The organism is Sphingomonas sp. GW821-FHT09B04, from assembly GCF_059418285.1.
Window position 1 is genome coordinate 1 of record NZ_JBWKPO010000004.1, and the last position, 18788, is coordinate 18788.

An 18788-nucleotide genomic window follows, 5' to 3' on the forward strand; every position below is an offset into this window, starting at 1 on the left:
AAATCCAACCCCCGCAACCATCATCACAGCACAACAAAAAGCCGCTGACCCACAAGGTCCGCGGCTTTCTTGCGTTTTACGCAGGCACTACCGGCACTCTTCTCACTGAGACCTCTGGCTGCGGGGCGCGCCAAACCCGCCCCCTCCTGGGGTCAGGATGACAAAACGGTCGCCGGGCTGCAGTTCGACCTCGTCGCACCCCAGCAGATCGCGGCGTTCGCCGTCGATGGACTCGACATATTGCTGCCCGACTGCGCCCGCTTCTCCACCCTCGAGCCCAAACGGTGCAACGGTCCTGCGCGATGCCACGATCGTCGCGGTGAGCGGTTCGAGCGCGACGATTGCCCGCTCCGCACCATCGCCGCCCCGATATCCGCCGACACCGCCCGATCCATGACGGATGGCGAAGCGATCGAGCCGAACCGGATAGCGCATCTCTAGAATCTCGGGATCGGTGATGCGGGTGTTGGTCATATGGGTGTGGACCGCGGATGCGCCGGCAAAGGACGGGCCGGCCCCCGCGCCACCGCAGATCGTCTCGTAATATTGGTGATGGGCGTTGCCGAACAGGAAGTTGTTCATTGTGCCTTGCGAGGCAGCAGCGGCGCCGAGGGCACCCAGCAGCGCGTTGCAGACGGCCTGACTGACCTCGGTATTGCCGGCAACCACAGCACTGCCGCGCGGCGGGGCCAGGAAACTGCCTTCGGGCAACTCGATGGTGAGCGGCGCCAGGCAGCCTTCGTTGAGCGGAAGATCCTCGCCGACCAGACAGCGAAAGGCATAGAGCACGGTCGCGCGGGTCACGGCGGGCGGCGCATTGAAATTGCCCGCGCTGGCCTGACCGGTACCGGTGAAATCGATCGTTGCCGCGCGCGCCGCGTGGTCGATCGTCACCGCGACCTTGAGCGGGGTGCCGTCATCCATGACATAGTCGAATGCGCCACCGGAGAGGCGGGTAACGACGCGCCGGATGCTCTCCTCGGCATGCGCCATGACATGGCCCATATAGGCCGCGACCATCGGCCAGCCGCGCGCATCGACCAGTGCACCCAGCTCGGCGATGCCGGTTTCGTTGGCGGCGAGCTGTGCCTTGATGTCGGCGACATTGACGTCGGGATTGCGCGCCGGGAAGTGCGCGCTCGCCAGCAGATCGCGGAACGCCGCCTCGCGGAATTCGCCGCCATCCACCAGCAGGAAGTCGTCGATCACCACGCCTTCCTCTTCCAGCGTGCTGGAGGCGGGCGGCGTCGAACCGGGGGTCAGGCCGCCGATATCGGCATGATGCGCGCGATTGGCGACGAAGAAGCGGATCGCCTTGCCTTCGGGATCGAACATCGGGGAAATCACGGTCACATCGGGAAGATGCGTGCCGCCGTTGAACGGGTTGTTGAGCACGATCGCGTCACCCGGCTTGAGCGACGCGCCCCGGCTGGCGATCACCGTCCGTACGCTCTCCCCCATCGCGCCCAGATGGACGGGGACGTGCGGCGCGTTGGCGATCAGCTGCCCCTCCGCGTCGAACAGCGCGCAGGAGAAATCCAGGCGCTCCTTCATGTTGACGCTGGTCGAGGTGTTGCGCAGCACCACGCCCATCCGGTCGGCGATGCCCATGAATTGGGTGTTGAACAGCTCGAGCTGGACCGGATCGGCAACCGACAGGTCGTAGTCGGTCCGAACCGCCGCGCCGACATGCTGCATTACCAGCTCGCCCTGATCGCCGACCGTCAGCTGCCAGCCCGGTTCCACCATGGTGGTGGCGATCGCTTCGCGGATCAGGGCGGGGCCGTCGATCCGGTCGCCGGGGCGCAGCGCATCGCGGTCATGTACCGGGGAAAGATGCTCGGCATCGCCGGTCCAGAGCGTGACGGTATCGATCGGGGAAGGGGACTCCCCGGTGCGAGGCGTGAGCGGCGGCAGTCCGGCCGTCGGCCCCGCCAGAACCGCCTCGACTACCACGCTTTCGACGGTGATCCCGCGATCCGGGGTGATGAAGCCGTAACGCCCGCGATGGGCGTGCTCGAACCCCGCCCGCATCGAGGCTTCATCGCCGAAGGAGACGGGCAGGGCGGTATCGGTTCCGGTGTAGCGGAGATGGACCTGGGCGTTGCGCTCGATCGGGCCGTCGCCGAGTTCGGCGGCGGCGGCATCGCCCAATGCCGTCGCGAGCATCCCGATCTGCCCGACCGCCTCGCGATCGAGCGGTCGCTCGAGCGACTGCTGGCGCATCGCAGTGCGGTCGGCCAGCCCCATGCCATAGGCGGACAGCACCCCGGCGAGCGGATGGATCAGCACCGTGCGCATCCCGAGCGCCTCGGCGACCCGGCATGCATGCTGGCCGCCCGCGCCGCCAAAGCATTGCAGCGTAAAGGTGGTGACGTCCTCGCCTCGTTCGAGCGCGACGCGCTTGATCGCGGCGGCCATGTTGGCGACCGCGATCGTCAGGAAACCCTCCGCAACCGCGCGCGGATCCTGCGGCTTGCCGGTGGCGGATGCGATGCGCGCGGTAAGCCCGGCAAAGCCCGTCTCGACCGCTTCCCGGTCGAGCGGCTCATCGCCCTCGGGGCCGAAGATCGCCGGGAAATGGCTGGCCTGAAGCTTGCCGACCAGCAGGTTCGCGTCGGTCACGGTGAGCGGGCCGCCGCGGCGATAGCAGGCAGGTCCGGGGTTGGCGCCCGCGCTTTCCGGCCCTACGCGATAGCGGCTCCCGTCGAACTGCAGGATCGAACCGCCGCCTGCGGCCACCGTTTCGATCGCCATCATCGGCACGCGCATCTCGACCCCGGCGACCTCCGCGTCGAACACCCGTTCAAAGGTGCCCGCATAGAGCGCAACGTCGGTCGACGTCCCGCCCATGTCGAAGCCGATCACCTTGTCGAAGCCTGCCGCCTCGGCGGTGCGGGCCGCAGCGACCACGCCGCCTGCGGGTCCGGAAAGGATCGCGTCCTTGCCCTGAAACTGCCGCGCCTCGGCCAGACCGCCATTGGACTGCATGAAGTGAAGCGGGGTTGATCCAAGCGCGCCGGCGACCTGATCGACATAGCGGCGCAGCACCGGTGAGAGATAGGCGTCGACAACCGTCGTGCGGCCACGCGCCACCAGCCCGGTCAGCGGACTGACGGCATGGCTGGCCGAGACCTGCGCGAATCCGGCATCACGCGCGAGCGCGGCGATGCGCTGTTCGGTCTCCGGATGCGCCCAGGCATGAGCAAGCGCGATCGCGACGGCGTCATAGCCTTCTGCCCGGCGTGCCGCGAGCATCGAGCGGGTGGCAGCGTCGTCGAGCGGAACGATAACCTTGCCCGCCGGGTCGATCCTGCCGCCGACCTCGTCGACGCCGTCGTACAGCGGCTCGGGCAGATGAATGGCGAGATCGAACAGGCGCGGACGCGTCTGGTTACCGATCCTCAGCAGGTCGGCAAATCCGCGGTCGACCAGCAGCAGCGTACGGGCGCCCTTGCGCTCGAGCAGGGCATTGGTGGCCACGGTCGTGCCCATCTTCACCACCTCGATCCGGTCGGTGGGCAGCGGCGCGTCGGGCGGGATGTCGAGGATCGAGCGGATGCCGGCGATCGCGGCGTCGGGGTAGCGTTCGGGATTCTCGCTCAGCAGCTTGGCGGTGGAGAGGGTGCCGTCGGGCGCGCGGGCGACGATATCGGTGAACGTGCCGCCGCGGTCGATCCAGAATTGCCAGGCGGACATAACCCCTCCGATTTATCGATAAATTATCGATATAATGTACGTATAGATTGACAGCGACGCAATCCGGCGCGAGCTTTGCCGCCAGATAAAGAGAGCCGGATCAAGAGGGGTTGTCATGACGGAGGCAAGACGCGCGATCGTCTCGTCGGCGCATCTCGCCGATGGCGCGGCGCCGGCACTGTCGGAGCTGGAATTCAGCCTGACTCTGGCGGCGACCTCGTATCAGCGCTGGATCGCGCGCTGTGCGGCGGCGGCCGGGATCCAGCTCTCGCCGATCGAGGTGCTGATCCTGCACACGGTGCGGCATCGCGACCGTGCAAAACGGCTGAACGACATCACGCTCGTCCTCGATATCGAGGATACGCACCTCGCCACCTATGCCATCCGCAAGCTCGAAAAGGCCGGGCTGATCGAGACGCACCGTGACGGCAAGGAGAAGCTGGTCGGCGCGACCGAGGCAGGTCGGCAATTCTGCGACGCCTATCGGGCGGTACGGGAACGGGTGCTCGCCACGCCGCTCGCGGCCGATGGGCCGGGGGAGGGGGCGCTTTCCGAGGCTGCCGACCTGCTGCGCCGCGTCTCGGGCCAGTATAACCAGGCGGCACGCGCCGCCGCGACGCTGTAGGCCGGCGATGCTGGTCCTGTCGGGCATCGCCATCATCATCATCGGCTTCGCGCTGCGCGTCCATCCGATGCTGGTGGTGACCCTCGCCGCCTTTGCAAGCGCACTCGCCGCGGGCTTCGGACTGCTGGAGGTCGTCGAACTGATCGGCAAGGCCTTTGTCGATGCGCGCTTCATGGCGGTCGCCTGGCTCGCGCTGCCGATGATCGGACTGCTCGAACGCGCCGGATTGCGCGAAAAGGCGCGGGCGCTGGTCCAGCGCCTGCGGCGCGCGACGACCGGCCGCCTTCTGCTCGGCTATCTGGCGCTGCGCCAGATCACCGCGGCGATGGGCCTCACCGCGCTGGGCGGGCATGTCCAGATGGTCCGGCCGATCGTCGCGCCGATGGCCGAAGGCGCGACCAATGACGGAGAGCCGCTCGATGATGAGACCCGCGACCTCGTCCGCGCGAATGCGGCGGCGGTCGACAATATTGGGCTGTTCTTCGGCGAGGATGTGTTCATCGCAATCGGATCGATCCTGCTGATCCGCGCAGTGATGGAGCAGAATGGCTTTGTCCTGGCGCCGCTCCATATCGCGCTGTGGGCGATCCCGACCGCGATCGCGGCGTTCCTGATTCATGGTGCTCGACTGCTTCTGCTGGACCGGCGTCTGCGGAGAAACAGCCGATGATCGGGCTCGACGCGCTCGGTATCGCGGCCGGGCTTCTGCCCGCGGCGGTCGCTGTCCACCACGCCATGGACCGGAATTCGTCGACGCGTTGGCGCAACGTCGTCTTCTGGGGCGCGTTTGCGACGACCCTGATGGCGGGGCCGTGGCTGCCGAACCTGATCAATGGCCTGCTCGTGCTGGTGATGGTCGCGATGGCGGCGTGGGGCCTGCGCCCCGGACCGGTGTCGAGTACCAGTGATGCGGAACGAAGTGCACTCGCCGAGCGCATCGGGTTGCGACTGTTCCTCCCGGCGCTTTGCGTGCCGGTCGTCGCCCTTGCCGGCACGCTGCTGTTGCCGGACGGGAAGATTGCCGGAGTCGCGTTGATTGATCCCAAGCAGGTCACCCTCGTCTCACTCGCCGTGGCGATCCTGATCGCCTTCGCGCTGGCGATGCGGCTGACGGGGGCCGGCAGGGCGGTGCCCGCTGCCGAAGCGCGGCGGCTTACCGATGCGGTCGGGTGGGCGATGGTGCTGCCGCAGATGCTGGCGGCGCTGGGCGGAATCTTCACGCTGGCGGGGGTCGGCACGGTCGTCGCCGATGGCGTCGCGGGTGTCGTCCCGATGACTACGCCGCTCGTCGCGGTCACGCTCTATTGTCTGGGTATGGCGCTGTTCACGATGGTGATGGGGAATGCCTTTGCGGCCTTCCCGATCATGACCGTCGGGATCGGCATCCCGTTCGTCATCCAGCATTTCGGTGGCGATCCGGCCGCGGTAGTGGCGCTGGGCATGCTGGCGGGGTTCTGCGGCACGCTGATGACGCCGATGGCGGCCAATTTCAACATCGTGCCCGCGGCCGTGCTGGAACTGCGGGACCGGCATGCGGTGATCCGCGTCCAGACGCCCACGGCGCTGATCCTGCTCGTCTTCAACATTCTGCTTATGGCGTTCGTCGCCTTTCCCGGAGGCCCCTGGTGACCCACTCGCTTTCCCCGGATCTCGCCAGCCTCTTTGCCCGCACGGCGCTGGGTCATGTGACGCGCGAATATCCGCACAAGGCCGACCACGTCATGACAGGTGACGCCGACGCCTATATTCCGCGCGAGGTTCACCCGATCTTTTACGGCAGCTTCGACTGGCATAGCTGCGTTCATGGTTATTGGCTGCTCGCACGGCTGCGGCACCGTTTTCCCGAGCTGCCCGAGGCGAATGCGATCGATGCGCTGTTCGCGGACGCATTCACGCCGGAGAAGGTCGCTGTCGAACGCGATTATGCCGCGCGCCCATCTTCGCGCGGGTTTGAGCGGCCCTATGGCTGGGCGTGGCTGCTGATGCTGTCGGCCGAGTTGCACCGGTCCCGTTCGCCGCATGCGGCGGCGCTGCAACCGCTGGCCGATTACTTCGCAGGCGCGTTCGGTCGCTATTTGCCGTTGCTGACCTACCCGGTCCGTGCCGGGACGCACAACAACACGGCCTTCGCGCTCGTGCTGGCGGCGCGATATGCCGATGCCGTTGAGGATCGGCGACTGGGCTCGCTGCTCGCGAACCGGGCGTGGGAATGGTTCGGCCACGATGCAGGGGTGCAGGCGCTCGAACCGAGCGGGGAGGATTTCCTGTCGCCGCTGCTGATCGAGGCGCTGGCGATGAAAACGCTGCTTCCACCCGGACAATTTGCCGACTGGCTCTCGCGTTTCTTTCCGCGTCTGGTCGAATGGGAGCCGGCGGCGTTGTTCCGGCCCGCCCTGGTCAGCGACCGCAGCGACGGCAAGTTCGCGCATCTGGACGGGCTGAATCTCAGCCGTGCCTGGGCGATGCGCGGCATTGCGGCAGGGCTGGCGGATCGCGAGGCGGGTGCGCAGCTGCTGTTCGCGGCGGGCGATCACCTCGACGCTGCGATGGAGCACGTCGTCGGCGACTATATGGGTGAGCACTGGCTTGCCAGTTTCGCTCTGCTTGCGCTGGAAGCGGCGGATTAGGCAGCCCCGCGCGGAGGACTGCTCGAGGTTTACGTCGGTATCAGCGCTGCTTCTTGGCAATCGTCGCGGTGAAATCCGGATCCTTGTTCGCGACCCAATCCACGAATTTGCGCACGTTCGGATTATCCAGCAGGCCCGCCACCTCCATGCCATGGCGCTGGAGTTCGGAGTTGGTGAAATTGGCGATCAACGTCTGCTGGCAGATCGAGTGCATCGGCACGACATCGCGGCCTCCGCGGCTCTTGGGCACGGGATGATGCCAGATAATGGTCTTGCCGGTCGGTCGCCCACAGAGCCAGCAGAGCACCGGCGCTGCCGGAGTCTCGTCTTCCGGCGGAAGATGGTCATAGGGATCGTGTTTCGAACGCTTGCGGGCCATAGGCCGATCTAACTGCCTTGATTGCGTTAAGCCTATAGCGATGCGAACGGCGGCGTCACATTGGCAAATTCAGGAAGTGAACGATGACGAACTCCTCGAAACCATGGGACGGAGAGCTCGTCCGCAAATGGCTTGAGCGTCGTTTCGAGGCATCGCGACTGGATCAGGCGGCGGCGGACCGGCGCGGCTATGAGGCGCGGGACGATTATGACAAGGCCGCTGCCGAGGAATGGGCCTGCCGCGCGCTGAAGGGCGCCGCCTGCACAAGCGATCAGGCTGAGTTCGCTGCGCGTCTCAAGGAGCTGATCGGCCAGGACGAGTATCAGACGACGAGTGTCTATGACGATACGCGGTTCGAACGGCATGTTCGCACACATCTGAGGAAAATAGCGAAGATGACGAAGGCGAATGAGGGATTCGAGAAGACGCTACGGCAACAGTGAGATGGGTGGAGTGCTGTCGCGGGCATGCTAAGGCGATGATATGCTTCATTCGCGCGGCCCCGGTGGCACTGTCGAAATCGACGGATTCAAATATGACTGGGAGCTCCAGAGCGAGCCCCAACTCTCCTCTGCCGATGGCTGGAAGGGCATGACGGTCCTGTTGCGTCAGCAGGATATGCCGCGGGAGGCCGTGCTGGAATTCCCCACGCCGAAACGTCTTCTGAGGGGATTGCCCAAGGGGCGTACGCATATCAACGATGCGATCGCCTCACGAGGCGTGCGGGCCGCATTGCTGGCAGGATGGGACCCGGCGTCGCGCGGCAAGACCATGGTCTTCATGGTCGATGCCAACGGCGACTAGAAGCCGTTAGCCAGGTGTTACTCAGATGGCCCGGCGATGCTCTTCGGAACGCGGTAGCAGGATTGTCGCGAGGCCCAGAAGGGGCAGATAGGCGCAGAACTTGTACACCCAGACGATGCCGTAGACGTCCGCAAGCTGGCCGAGTCCTGCTGCCCCGATCCCGCTGATCCCGAACATCAGGCCGAACATCAATCCCGACACCAACCCGACGCGGCCGGGGACGAGCTCCTGAGCATAGACGACGAGCGCGGCGAATGCCGATGACATGATCAGGCCAATCGAGATGGCGAAGAGTGCCGTCCAGAAGAGATTGGCGTGCGGCAGGATCATCGCGAAGGGCGCGACCCCGAGAAAGGACGCCCAGATGACGGCCTTTCGGCCGATGCGATCACCGACCGGTCCGCCGGCAAAGGTTCCGGCTGCGACCGCCGCAAGGAAGCAGAAGAGATAGAATTGGGACTCGCGCGCGGTCAGGTCGAACCGTTCGATGAGGTAGAAGGTGAAGTAGTTGGTGAAGGCGCCGATGTAGATGAATTTTGCGAACATGAGGATGCCGATCGCCGAAAGAGCTCGGATGATTTCACGGCGGCTGTGCGGCGAAACATGGGCGACAGCGGGCGCGCTGGCCTGCGCCCGGCTGTGCTGAACCCGCCACCGGGTGACGCCGAAGAGCACCCAGATCGCGGCGATGGCGACGAAAGCGAGCCAGCCGACTGCTGTCTGTCCGAACGGCAGGATGATGACGGACGCGACGATGGGGCCAAGCGCCGAACCGGTATTGCCGCCGACCTGAAAGGCCGACTGCGCCGTCCCGAACCGACCGCCCGACGCCATCCGTGCGACGCGCGAGGCCTCCGGGTGGAAGGTCGCCGATCCGACGCCGATAACGGCGGACGCAAGGATCAGAGCGGCATAGCTGTCGGCCATCGCGAGACCGCCGACGCCTGCCAGCGTCACGATCATGCCAAGCGGCAGCAGATAGGGCAGGGGGCGCTTGTCGGTGTAGAGACCGATCCATGGCTGAAGCAGCGAAGCGGTGATCTGATAGACGAGCGCGATCCATCCGATCTGGCCGAAGCTCAGGTGATACTTCTCCTTGAGCAGCGGATAGATGGCGGGGAGCACCGCCTGGATCAGGTCGTTCAGAAGATGGGCGACCGCGACCGCGCCGACGATTTGCACCACGAGCTTCGGTCCATCCTGACGCGCCGCAGCGGGGACAAGGATGTCGGGACTGGCGGTCAGGGCGGCGGCGGAATCGGTCACGATCGGATCTTTCGGTTCTTGGAGGCGGGCCTCTAGCAAGCGCATACCTTTCCCGCTTCCTTGTATGAGCCAATCATTTCTGCGAGTGGGACAGTCGTGCAATTTTATCCGGATGAGAATGATCATGTGGCGCGGCCGGTCATCGCGATCGGTCACGACTATCCGGACTCGTTCGAGCTGGCCGAGCATCGACATCGCCGCAGTCAGTTTCTCTATGCCGCGACCGGCGTGATGGCCGTCAGCACACCTACCGGTGCATGGGTGGCGCCGCCGGAACGCGCCGTCTGGATTCCCGGCGGCACCCCGCATTCAGTGCGGATGGTGGGTGCGGTGCAGACCCGCAGCGTTCTCGTCGAACCTGAGGAGTGCCTGCGGCGGGGAGACGCGTGTCAGGTCGTCGGCGTGTCGCCGCTGCTTCGCCACCTGCTTTCCGCCGCCGCGCATGTGCCGCCCGACTATGATGTTGCCGGGCGTGACGGATTGGTCATGCATCTGCTGATGGCGGAAATCGATGGTGCGCCGCTGATCCCGTTGGCGGTTCCATTTCCGTCGGATCCCGCGCTTGCAAGGCGATGCCATGCGTTCCTGAAGCGACCGAACGCTGCCGCGACAATCGACGAATGGGCGGACGCGATGGGAATCAACCGCCGCAGCTTCACCCGGTTCTTCCGGCGAGAAACGGGGATGAGCTTCTCTGAGTGGCGCCAGCAAGCCTGCCTTTCAGCAGCCCTTCCAAAACTGGCGGCGGGAGAGCCGGTGACGTCGATTGCCTATGATCTCGGCTATGATGGCCCGGGCAATTTTTCCACAATGTTCAAGCGCATGCTCGGCGTTCCGCCGAGCCGTTACCGCTTGCCGTAATTTCGCGCCTGTTCGAAGGCGGCAGAAACGCGCGGAGCGACAGGCCATATGGCGAGGGTGTCCTGCATATCCCCGGCCCCTGCATCAACCTCGCAGCCGTATCTCCGAACTGTCGCCGTCCCGTCATCAAAATGAAGAACGCGAGGACTAGCCGCCCCTCCAAGCCGGCGCGTCCTGACACCGGCGCATCTTGGGGACAGTATGAAGCTCACCGCTACCAGCGTGCTCGCCGCGCTCACCTTTGCTTGCGCGCCCGCCACGGCGCAGACCCTGGCTGTCGCCGCCGATGCGGCGGGCGATGCCGGCACCGACGACGGCGTCGTCGTCGTAACCGGCACACGCGAGCGTTCGCGTACCCAGTTCGACACGCTCGCGCCGGTTGATGTCCTGTCGGCCGACGCGGTGCGTTCCAGCGTGTCCGGTGATCTTTCCGACACGATCGCCCAGCTGCTGCCTTCGTTCAACGTTCAGCGCCTGCCTGCGGCGGACGGCCTCGCGTTCGTGCGCCCCGCCACGCTGCGCGGCCTTTCTCCGGACCAGACGCTCGTCCTCCTCAACGGCAAGCGCTATCACCGTTCGGCGCTGCTCGGCACACGCGGCGCGCAGGCCCCTGATCTTGCGAGCATCCCTTCGCTGGCGATCAAGCGCATTGAAGTGCTGCGCGACGGCGCTTCGGCGCAATATGGATCGGACGCCATCGCGGGCGTGATCAACATCATCCTCGAGGATAAGCCGGGCATGGAAGCCTTCGGCCAGTTCTCCCAGTATTTCGCCGGCGACGGCAACGAGTATCAGGGCGGCGTGCGCGGTGGCATCGCACTGGGCGAGCGCGGCAGCATCGTCTTCACCGGCCAGTACGATAAGTCCGAGGCAACCTCACGCACGCGCCAGCGCCCCGACGCTGTCGCTTTCCAGAATGCCAATCCCACGATCAAGGTGCCCAATCCGGTGCAGCGCTGGGGGCAACCCGATGAGGAGCGCATCCGCGGATCGGTCGACGCACGCTATGAGGTCACCGAAGAAGCCGCGCTCTATACCTTCATCACCGCGCAGTCGGGCGAAGGCGTGACCGATTTCAACTGGCGCAATCCGGCAGGAACCGCGAACGTCTACAATCCCAGCAGCGCGTTTCCGGGTTTCTCTTTCCGCACGATCTACCCTGCGGGATTCACCCCGCGTTTCGGCACCGAATACAGCGATGTTCAGGTCAATTCGGGGATTCGCGGCGCGCTGAGCGACGCGTTCAGCTACGATCTCAGTGTCGGCTATGGCCGTAGTCGCATCGACTACACCATGCGCGAGAGCCTCAACGCATCGATGGGGCCGCTGAGCCCGACCAGCTTCTATATCGGCCGGCTGGAACAGCGCGAGTTCAACATCAACGCCGACTTCGTCTATCGCCTCCCGGTGGGCGGGGCCGAACCGCTCAACATCGCGTTCGGTGCCGAACGCCGCCGCGAGACATACAAGGTCGGCGCGGGCGATCCGGCCTCCTACGCGATCGGGCCGGGCGCGGCGACGGGTCTTGCCCCCAGCTCGAACGGCTTCCCCGGCTTCAGCAGCGCGGCGGCCGGTAGCTGGGATCAGACCAGCTATGCCGGCTACATCGATCTCGAATGGCGGCCGGTGGAGATGCTGACGCTCGGCGCGGCGGGGCGTTACGAGGATTTCTCGGCATTCGGCGATACCTTCAACTACAAGCTCGCCGCACGGATCGAACCGGTTGAGGGAATCGCGGCGCGAGCGACCTGGTCGACCGGCTTCCGCGCGCCGACTCCGGGGCAGCTCAACAGCATCCAGACCACCCAGGGTCTGGACACCGTCACGCTTCAGATCTTCAACCAGGGGCGGCTGTCGCCGAGCGATCCGCTGGCGACCGCGCTCGGCGCCAAGCCGCTGACCCCGGAGACGTCGAAGACGCTGACCGCCGGGCTTACTTTCCAGACGGATATCGGCTTCAGCGGCAGCATCGACCTCTATCAGATCGACGTCGACGACCGGTTCAGCCAGTCGCGCACCTTTGCGGTGCCGGCGAGCTTCCCCAATCCGCAGCGCTTCACCTCGGTCAGCTATTTCACCAACGACTTCGATACCCGCACCCGCGGCGTCGATGTGGTGCTGAATTATGCGCGCAATCTGGGTCCGGGCCGCGCCACCGCGACGCTTGCCTATAATTACAACAACACGAAGGTGCGAAGCGGCACCAGCGCTGCCATCCCGAACGAGACGCAGCGCCGCGTGTTCGAGGAGCGGTTGCCGCAGAACAACGGCACCGCATCGCTCGGCTATGAGGTCGGCGGCTTCTCGATGTTGTTGCGGGGCCGCTATTATGGCGGGTGGACCGATGTCAGCGGCAACGCCACCGGCGAGCTGTTCCAGCGCTTCGGCGGCATCGCGCTGTTCGACGTTGCGGTTGCCTATCGTTTCGACGAGCATTTCACCCTGCGAGCAGGCGCGGAGAATGTGTTCGACACCCATCCGGACGAGGCAACCAACCAGGCGGTGCGCGGGCTCATCTATTCGCGCAACGCCCCCTATGACACCGACGGCGGCCAGTATTATGTCCGTCTGGGCGTGAATTTCTGAAGAAGGGAATGATTATGAACCGCCGGACGCTGCTGACCGGACTTGCCGCCCTGCCGGCGGCCGCGCACGCAGCTCCGGCGGCGGCCGTGCGCGCCGACGACGAGGACTACTGGCGCGGCATTGCCGCCCAGTATGACGTGACGCGCGATGTGATCCAGCTCGAGAACGGCAATTGGGGCATGATGGCCCGGCCGGTGCTGGAGGCGTACAAGGAGCAACTGGTTCGGGTGAACCGCGACACCAGCTATTATACCCGCCGCCGCTTCGGCGCCGATGCGATGGCGGTGCGCGAGGCGCTGGCGGCCGAACTGGGGGTGCCGGCGGAGGAGATCGCTTTCACCCGCAACGCGACCGAAGCGCTCAAGGCGCTGATCCTTGGCTATAACCGGCTACAGCCGGGCGATGCGGTGCTCTACGCCGATCTCGACTATGACAGCATGCAAGATTGTATGGAGCATCTGCGGGTGCGGCGCGGTGTTTCCGTGACCCGCATCGCGCTGCCCGAGCCGGCCACACGGCAGGCGCTGATCGATGCCTATGCCGCGGCATTTGCGGCAAACCCGCGCCTGCGATTGGTCCTGCTGACGCATCTCAGCCATCGTACAGGGCTGGTGCTTCCGGTGCGCGAGATCGCCGCGATGGCGCGCGCCCGTGGCATCGATACGATCGTCGACGCCGCGCATAGCTGGGGTCAGCTCGACATGAATCTGGCGGATCTCGATTGCGATTTCGTCGGCATCAATTGCCATAAATGGCTCGGCGCACCGCTGGGCGTCGGCGCGATCCATATTCGCAAGTCTGCGCTGGCGCGGATCGACCGGGACCCCGCCGAGCCGGCGAATGGCCCGGATACGGTGATGGCACGGGTGCATCCCGGGACCAGCGATTTCGCCGCGCTGCTCACGGTGCCCGCCGCGCTGGGCTTTCAGCAGGCAATCGGCCGCACCCGCCGTGCCGGGCGGTTGCGGATGCTGCGTGACCGCTGGGTGGCAGCGGTTCGTCCCCTGGCTGGAATCGAGGTGCTGACGCCCGACGATCCGGAGCTGCACGGCGGGATCACGTCCTTCCGCCTGCGCGGTGCGACCAGTGTCAAAGACAATGCGGCACTCGCTACGCGCTTGCTCGAGCGCCACCGTATCTTCACCGTACATCGCGACGGACCGGCGAAGGGTGCATGCGTGCGGGTGACACCGGCGCTGTTCAATAGCCTCGACGACATGGATGCTCTGGCACGGGCATTGACCGAGGAGCGCGGGCTGGCCAGGCGTTGAAAAATGGCCGGAGGCGGCTTCTTGCATAGGGTATCCGCTGCCGTCTTCATTTCGGATCGATAACATCTTATCGCTTGAGTGGTCGGGTTAGTTCAGTGCTGGCCCCGGCATCACGGTATAGGACCCGCCATTTCCTCTGTCCGGGATCCAGGTCGGCGGCTGGTCGCGTGTGCCTGCCTGATAGTCGAGCCATGCTCGAGTCCACAGCACGCTATTCTCAAAGGCATCGTCGCTGAACTTTTCGGGGGCGTGGTGGGTCACATGCATGGGGTAATATCTCTCGTGGCAGGCGAGCTTTGCCCGCGGCTCCCCGTTGGGGCCGATCGCGCACCAGCGCGCTGCGCCGGGCAATGCGGTCCAGGTCACACCTTGCGCGAAGCATGAGAGCGCCCGGAAACGCGGCGCGATCACAGTCTCTCCCTGTTCGTTTTGCAAACCCCATAGTCCGGCCCGCTGGAAGAAACGCAGTCCGCCACTGCAGTTCAGCGAGCGTTCGGCGCCGCTATCCGGCCGATTCACCCGCGCGCCCGACCCGTTGATCCAGTACGCACCGTCGCCCGTTCCGACCACGAACGTCGCGTTACGATCTGGTCGGAGCACAGCGAATTGCGGGGTGACGGTGAAATTGCCGGAGCGGTCAATGATGCCCCATTTTCCGGCTACCTGAACAGCGAAATGCTTGCCGTTGGTCCCCTGCAGATTGTCGAACCCCGTGCTTCCCCCCAGCAGCGTGCCGTTCTCGATGATGATGTACCATTTGCCATCGCGCTTCGCCGAGAACGGCCCAGGGCAGTCGCGCGATTGATAATATGCCTTGTCGAACTGCCCGATCGTCTTGCCGTTCGGCTGACGGAATTCGATCATCTCACCGCGGTGCAGAATGCTCAGTCCGGCCGGACATTCCACCAGCGCGGTGTCGTCGCGCTGATCGGTGAGCAGACGACCGTCAGGCGCAATGCTATACCAAATAGCGCCGATCCGTGCGCGCGGAAGCCGCCCCTTCTCCACCATCTCCACGGCGTCGAAGTAACGATTGGCGAGCAGCGTGCCGTCTGCCTTTACAAAGGCCATCCGTTCACGATTGGCACGGCCATCCGGCCGGTACGGCCGTTCTTCATGAGCGCGGCCATATCCTCCGCCCCAATAGCTCAGATGGGCGAATTTGAGCGGGACTGCCAATTTTCCATTGCGATCGACCGCGCCCCAACGAATCCTCTCGCGGGCCTGTAGTGGCGGCAGCGAAGGGTCCGGCATCGACGTAACGATTGCGTGCGTCTCCACCAGACGTTGAACATGGTTGTAGCGGGGCGATACCTGCCAGGTGCCGTCAGACCGAAGCAGGCCCCATTTCTCCTCAGCCTCCTTGCCTTCCCGAGCCCATATCAAGCCGCGCGCCGGCGCATCAAACAGGCTGAAATGCAGGTCCTTGCCGGTCAGCCATCCCTTGCGGAGGTGATAGAGACCAGCGGCATCGGGGCTGAAGAAGGTGGGGTTCGAAAGCCCCTCCAGGCGTTGTCCGGAAGCGCCCAGCCACCCTTCGCGCTTTCGCAACGGCGTGGCGACAAAGTTATCTTTGTTGAACGGGAGGATGCGATGGAAGCGTGCCGGTATCACCAGCCGGCCCGATCGATCGATGATCCCGGACGCATCGTTCATCCGAACCTCGGCATAGCCGCCGGCGAAGCTGCCCGCAGCTTCGAACCGCGGCGCGATCACCATCCGCCCGGTCGGGTCGATATAGCCGTAGAGGCCATCGACCCGCACCGCGGCGAGGCCCTGGCTGAAGGGCTCGGCGACCTCGAACCGCTGCTGAATGCGCTCGCTCTCGGTTTCGGCATCGATATACCCGCAAAGCTGAAACGCGCCGCCGCAGCGTCGGCGTAGATCAGTTCCATCGCCGATAGATTGGGCCGATAGCTTCGGCGATGAGCCCGCATTCAGACGACTCGTTGCTTCGGTCGCACCGTTCGGGCGATCATAGGAACCATAGGCGGCATGCTGCGGGCCCATGACGAGCGCTGCAAAAGCCAGTCCGACAAGCATCGAGATAATGGTCATTCTCCCATGTCGCCTGATCCATCCACCAAACTGCATTCCGCCAGGCTCAGACAGTAAGCTTGAGACCGGGTTAAGCCGCTTCGCGATGCCAGCACGGGATAACCGCAAACCAGCATCCATTCACCATGGAAGCCGCGCTGGCGATCGCCGCCAACGCGCCCTTCGTCCGTCTCTCCCTATTGAGGGCGAAGGTTCGAGCCGAGATACTTGGCGTAACGCTGCAGGTCGGGATTCAGCCTGGGATCGCGGCCGCCATCAGTAGCTGCAAACAGGTGCTCACCCATCGACCAGACTTCCAGCCACTTCGCACCGATTCGCTGAAACCGTCCCATCGCTTGATAAGGGCGCGCCAGCTGTTCGGCTTCCTGCAGCCGATCGAGCGCCTCTCGCCAGCTCAGTTCAACATCCTGAACCTTCTCACCCGCCAGGCGACGTTGAATGAGCCTGATCTTCCCTTCCGCATCGGCAATCAGAATCCGCAGAAGATCATCGCCCGCGCTGCGCCCGCAGCAGCGCCCGCCATTTTCGCTCAGGCCCTCGAGCCGCAGGAGCCGCAAAGCGAGATAATCGCTGCCAGGCACGCTTGCCGTCATGGTCGCCTGCCCGTCCATCTCGCTTCCCCGATCGAAGATCGCATCGAAGGTCGCACGGTTGGTCCAATAGTTCGATATCCGGGTTTGATTGTCGTCGTCAGCCCGGCACGCCGCCGCGATTTGCTCGGACCGGCTCCAGCCGGAACTGATGTCGCAAAAATCGCTTCCGCCGCTGAACGCCGTTTCGGCGATACGAACATAGTCCGGCCGCAGCTGCGACGTCAGAAGCGCTCGCGCGCGCTCGATCGCCGCTTTGGTGCCAGACAGGCGTGCGCCCAGGATCGCCGACCTTGCCCACAGATCGTCCACGCGAAAGCCATGGAGGTTGAAGTAGAGCAAACCCGCTACCGGTGCCTCGCTTTCCAGCGGAGCGAGATACCGGGTCGCTTCGAAAACAGGCTCGAGATAGGCATCCGCCCTGGCGAGCAGGCGAGGTGAGCTGAATTCCTCCGCAGCCCTGAGATACTGTTCGCCAAAGGAGAGAAAACCATCGCGATCTCTCAGAAGCTGGCGCAAGGCTCCAACCGAGGGGCTTTTGTTCAAATAGCGTTGCCGAACCGAATAGGCCGCACCCTGCGGCTGGACGAGCTTGGCGGCCCTTTCGAGATCCCGCTTCGCAGCCTGAAAGGCTTTCTGCAGTGCGGGGACGTAGCGTTGTGGCGTGAGCTGGGGCTGGCCAAAATGGCGCTCCTCCAGATAGGCCAACGCAGCTTCGACGCTCGATGCCGTGCCGAACTTCAGGTGCCAGTCGATCAGACCCCCGCGATCGAGCTGCATTGACTGACACGGATCCCTCGATTCCAGACTGTCGCGAAAGCGCTTCGGCACCGGGACCGAATCGATCTGACGGGTGTCTTCGACTGAGCCCTGCCATAGTCGCAGAATGCTGGTGCAAATCACTTCGTTCTGGGCGGGCTCAGCCTTCTGAGCATGAGCAGGTTCGCCCGCAGCAAGGAACGCGGCTGATGCGGCCAGGAGCAGCTTTGCGAAGATCGAGAGGCTGGGCATCCTGGTAGGAGAATCATTTTGTGGAGAGGAAAGCGAAACCATCGAGAGTGTGTATCGCAGCATGACCGCCAACGCCTCTTCTGCTCGGGCGAGATTGCGGCTCACGCTATGTCGATCTTTGCCTGCCATTGCGTTAATCGACATGAAGCTGGCGTGAGGCAGGTCATGTCCGCCTTTCGAAGCTGGCTCTGCAGGTCATGCATCGACCGGCAGCTTTGCGCCCCAATATCGGTCAGTCTGGCAGTCGACGAGCAATCCTGAAAGCGACCATTCTTTCAGATTTGGCTTGAGTAGCTGGCATTCTCTGATGGAAATTAAGGCTGCGTGAAGGATCATTGCAGCCGATCTGATGGATAAGAACAAGAATATTTGTTCAAAATGCATGAATCTCCGAATTTTCTACACTTTCAGTTTACCGCGATGAGCGAAACTGCCTTCGAATTCCGAGAGTCGGCGAGGAAATTAATTCCGATTCTGAAATAGTCGCAGCCTCCTCACCGTTGTCTCGTTGCCGCACGATAGAGTCAGCTTCAACGCATCAGATGCTCGAATGTTCGGATGATGCCTGGCTGGGCCCGGGGGTACGATATGAAGATTGAGCTGATCGACAAACAGACCGGCACGATCACCCTAGCGTCTGGCAACGCTATTCAAATCGACGCGCCGACCATTCTCCGGATCCATCTTGACCGAGCTGATGTTGCAGATGTCAGCCGGGAAGGGAACGATCTCCTCATCCGCCTGATCAATGGCGAAATCATTCGCGTCGAAGGCTTTTATTCTCCTGAGCAGGTCAATGCGAATGACCTGGTGCTGCTCGACGATCAAGGCAGTCAATGGCTGGTAACGCCCGGTTATGACGGCACGAAATACACGCTCCTCAACGACCTGGATGAACTGATCGCCGCTGGCGACGGTGGCACTTTGTCCACAACGAAATCGGCGCTTCTCGGCTTGCTGAGCTTTGGCGGTGTTGCTGCCATTGGGCTTGCGGACTCGGCGGACGATGGT

At 64.2% G+C, this 18788-nt stretch carries 15 protein-coding genes; 10 read left to right on the forward strand and 5 right to left on the reverse strand.

Annotated elements, in window-relative coordinates:
- Positions 1–102: 102 nt before the first annotated feature.
- Complete coding sequence (locus AC07NK_RS12935; protein WP_495171014.1) at positions 103–3699, reverse strand: hydantoinase B/oxoprolinase family protein; 3597 nt, start codon at positions 3697–3699, stop codon at positions 103–105.
- Between the two features lie 115 nt (positions 3700–3814).
- Here AC07NK_RS12935 and AC07NK_RS12940 point away from each other — a divergent pair, with 115 nt between their 5' ends.
- From AC07NK_RS12940 to AC07NK_RS12955, 4 genes are read left to right on the forward strand one after another with little or no spacing between them, the layout of a single operon-like run.
- Positions 3815–4324 (forward strand): winged helix DNA-binding protein, encoded by a 510-nt coding sequence (locus AC07NK_RS12940; RefSeq protein ID WP_495171015.1) that lies wholly within the window; start codon positions 3815–3817, stop codon positions 4322–4324.
- 7 nt (positions 4325–4331) lie between these two features.
- Positions 4332–4994 (forward strand): DUF969 domain-containing protein, encoded by a 663-nt coding sequence (locus tag AC07NK_RS12945; protein WP_495171016.1) that lies wholly within the window; start codon positions 4332–4334, stop codon positions 4992–4994.
- On the forward strand, positions 4991–5953 hold the full coding sequence (locus AC07NK_RS12950; protein WP_495171017.1) for a DUF979 domain-containing protein: 963 nt from the start codon (positions 4991–4993) through the stop codon (positions 5951–5953). Before AC07NK_RS12945 ends, AC07NK_RS12950 begins: the two co-directional genes overlap by 4 nt.
- Entirely contained in the window at positions 5950–6951 is a 1002-nt protein-coding gene (locus AC07NK_RS12955; protein ID WP_495171018.1) for a DUF2891 domain-containing protein, read from the forward strand. Before AC07NK_RS12950 ends, AC07NK_RS12955 begins: the two co-directional genes overlap by 4 nt.
- A gap of 40 nt (positions 6952–6991) precedes the next feature.
- Here the strand turns inward: AC07NK_RS12955 and AC07NK_RS12960 are convergent, their stop codons facing one another.
- Complete coding sequence (locus AC07NK_RS12960) at positions 6992–7330, reverse strand: hypothetical protein (RefSeq protein ID WP_495171019.1); 339 nt, start codon at positions 7328–7330, stop codon at positions 6992–6994.
- Positions 7331–7413: 83 nt separating this feature from the next.
- Between AC07NK_RS12960 and AC07NK_RS12965 the strand changes: the two genes are divergently transcribed.
- Positions 7414–7773 carry a hypothetical protein gene (locus AC07NK_RS12965; RefSeq protein ID WP_495171020.1) on the forward strand — a complete coding sequence of 120 codons (360 nt, stop codon included), beginning with the start codon at positions 7414–7416 and terminating at the stop codon, positions 7771–7773.
- A 40-nt stretch (positions 7774–7813) separates the two neighbouring features.
- Positions 7814–8134 carry a hypothetical protein gene (locus AC07NK_RS12970; protein ID WP_495171021.1) on the forward strand — a complete coding sequence of 107 codons (321 nt, stop codon included), beginning with the start codon at positions 7814–7816 and terminating at the stop codon, positions 8132–8134.
- A gap of 21 nt (positions 8135–8155) precedes the next feature.
- Here AC07NK_RS12970 and AC07NK_RS12975 read toward each other — a convergent pair whose 3' ends face one another.
- Positions 8156–9400, reverse strand: coding sequence for an MFS transporter (locus AC07NK_RS12975; RefSeq protein WP_495171022.1), 1245 nt, complete (start codon positions 9398–9400; stop codon positions 8156–8158).
- Positions 9401–9496: 96 nt separating this feature from the next.
- Here AC07NK_RS12975 and AC07NK_RS12980 point away from each other — a divergent pair, with 96 nt between their 5' ends.
- The 3 genes from AC07NK_RS12980 (at position 9497) to AC07NK_RS12990 (ending at position 14118) form a co-directional block, all read left to right on the forward strand.
- Positions 9497–10261, forward strand: a complete 765-nt coding sequence (locus AC07NK_RS12980; RefSeq protein WP_495171023.1) for an AraC family transcriptional regulator — start codon at positions 9497–9499, stop codon at positions 10259–10261.
- A gap of 201 nt (positions 10262–10462) precedes the next feature.
- Entirely contained in the window at positions 10463–12847 is a 2385-nt protein-coding gene (locus AC07NK_RS12985; protein ID WP_495171024.1) for a TonB-dependent receptor plug domain-containing protein, read from the forward strand.
- An 8-nt stretch (positions 12848–12855) separates the two neighbouring features.
- Positions 12856–14118: an aminotransferase class V-fold PLP-dependent enzyme gene (locus AC07NK_RS12990; RefSeq protein ID WP_495171025.1), complete on the forward strand. Its 1263-nt coding sequence runs from the start codon at positions 12856–12858 to the stop codon at positions 14116–14118.
- Between the two features lie 87 nt (positions 14119–14205).
- On the opposite strand, the gene AC07NK_RS12995 is transcribed toward AC07NK_RS12990, so the two are convergent.
- Positions 14206–16176, reverse strand: a complete 1971-nt coding sequence (locus AC07NK_RS12995) for a WG repeat-containing protein (RefSeq protein ID WP_495171026.1) — start codon at positions 16174–16176, stop codon at positions 14206–14208.
- A 176-nt stretch (positions 16177–16352) separates the two neighbouring features.
- Positions 16353–17882, reverse strand: coding sequence for a hypothetical protein (locus AC07NK_RS13000; RefSeq protein ID WP_495171027.1), 1530 nt, complete (start codon positions 17880–17882; stop codon positions 16353–16355).
- Between the two features lie 483 nt (positions 17883–18365).
- Between AC07NK_RS13000 and AC07NK_RS13005 the strand changes: the two genes are divergently transcribed.
- Positions 18366–18788, forward strand: a 423-nt coding sequence (locus AC07NK_RS13005) for a BapA/Bap/LapF family prefix-like domain-containing protein (protein ID WP_495171028.1), incomplete at its 3' end; no start/stop codon positions are given.